Source organism: Phaeovibrio sulfidiphilus, assembly GCF_014861485.1.
GTDB classification, from domain to species: domain Bacteria; phylum Pseudomonadota; class Alphaproteobacteria; order Rhodospirillales; family Rhodospirillaceae; genus Phaeovibrio; species Phaeovibrio sulfidiphilus.
The window spans coordinates 1-793 of the sequence record NZ_JACZHT010000018.1 but is presented as its reverse complement, the minus strand read 5'-3'; the positions used below and the strand labels follow the sequence as shown (position 1 = coordinate 793).

At 71.5% G+C, this 793-nt stretch carries 1 protein-coding gene; it reads right to left on the bottom strand.

The features are described 5' to 3' along the window. The coding region (locus tag IHV25_RS10220; protein ID WP_192535024.1) for an autotransporter outer membrane beta-barrel domain-containing protein at nucleotides 1–793 on the bottom strand (793 nt) is incomplete at both ends.

Here is a 793-nt window from a genome sequence, read left to right as displayed (position 1 = left end):
TCTCGGAGCCGTAAGCACCGTCGTACATCACCCCCAGCGACCAGTCGTCCGCGAGTTTCACCTCGGCCCCGACGCCCACCACGGCCACGTGCCGGTCCGCCCGCACGCCCCAGACGGTGTAGGGGTCGGATCCGGAGGCAAACGCAAGGCGGCTGGTGGGGTCGAGATCCCCGAAGTTGTATTCCCAGCCCGCGTCGAACTTCAGGGCCACGTTTTCATGGACCCGGGCGTCCAGGCGCGCGCCGACGGTGGTCGTGCCCGCGTCCGACGTCCAGGAGCGGCTGTTCAGGGCCGCAACCCCGCGGCTTTCCCGGAAGCCCTCGCTGTGGGTCCGGTTCCAGGAGGCGCCGGCGAAGGGCTCCAGCATCAGGGCTTCGCTGACCTGCAGGCGCCAGGCCACCTCGCCCAGAACCTGAACCGAGTCCGCGCCGTAGTCCGCCTTCAGCCGGTCGCCCAGGACGCGCCGGCGGCTGTCCACGTCGTGGTGGGTGTAGACCCCGGCCAGGGTGGTGCGCAGGGTGCCGGGCCCGGCGCTCCAGGCGCGCCCGCCATAGACGCCGCCGGAGAAGCTGCTGATATCGGCCTTGAAGCCGCCCCGGCTGGCGACGCCCACGTCCTGCGAGGCGTAGCGGACCAGGCCTCCGGCGAACCAGCCGTCGTCGAAGCCGAAGGAGGCTCCCACGGTGGCGTCGATGCCGCTGGAGGTGGTCTTTGCCGCGTTTCCGTCGCTGTCGCGCTGGTCGCGGCCTCCGGACACCCGGGTCCAGACCCGGTTGTTCCGGGGCGAGGCTTC